The sequence below is a fragment of the Pseudomonas sp. 05N434 genome, assembly GCF_056396965.1.
Genome location: NZ_JBFTMK010000977.1, coordinates 1 through 818 on the forward strand (window position 1 = coordinate 1; position 818 = coordinate 818).

1 pseudogene is annotated in these 818 nt (G+C 54.1%); it reads right to left on the reverse strand.

The features are described from left to right. Positions 1-424: pseudogene (locus AC1DLB_RS31185) on the reverse strand (EamA family transporter); the annotation flags it as partial. Positions 425-818: the final 394 nt, after the last annotated feature.

The following is an 818-nucleotide window of genomic DNA, read 5'->3' on the forward strand; positions in this document are numbered from 1 at the left end:
TGGCGCCAGTTGGAATCAACAGCAGTAAACCCACTGCCGCCAGAGCGATCCACAGAAAGTCGATCGCCCGACGTGAGGCATAAATAGCGACCGCTAATGGGCCGGTGAACTCCAGGGCTACCGCGATACCCAGAGGGACAGTGTTCAAGGACATATAGAAGAGGAAGTTCATGCCGCCCAGCGCCATCCCATAGACAATTACCGTGCGCAGGGATTTTGCGGTGAGCTTCGCTCGCCATGGGCGCAATAGCAGCAGCATGATCACGCTGGCGAAGATCAGCCGCAGGGTGGTGGTCCCTTGAGCGCCGATAACCGGGAACATGCTYTTGGCCAGGGAGGCTCCGGACTGGATCGATGCCATGGCTATCAAGAGCAGGCCTACCGAGAACAGGGTCGAGGCAAGGCTGCGGGGGTGGTCATTCATTGCGTGGCATCGTCCGAGGTGAGAAACGAGAGTAGTTTGTAATGTGTTGGGCAATATACTGCGCATTCGTTGCGGTTGCGTCTATATATAAGCAGGGATTTTGAACATCCTGATAGAAAAGCGTAATCAGGGGTTGACGGCAGATTCTGGACGTCTATAATTCGCCCCACTTCCGGCGCAGTCGAAACGGAAAACTCCTTGGTAAACAACGAGTTATGCAGTTTTCGACAGCGGTTACGCTTCAGTTCATCGAAGCCAGAAGGAGTTGRTAGGGCAGGGKATTGTCGCCTTATTGACGATTCGATCTTCTCGGTCGAAAGCGGAGAAAAAGAGGTGTTGACAGCAGCGACTAACGCTGTAGAATTCGCCTCCCGCTAACGAGAGATCGGAAGCG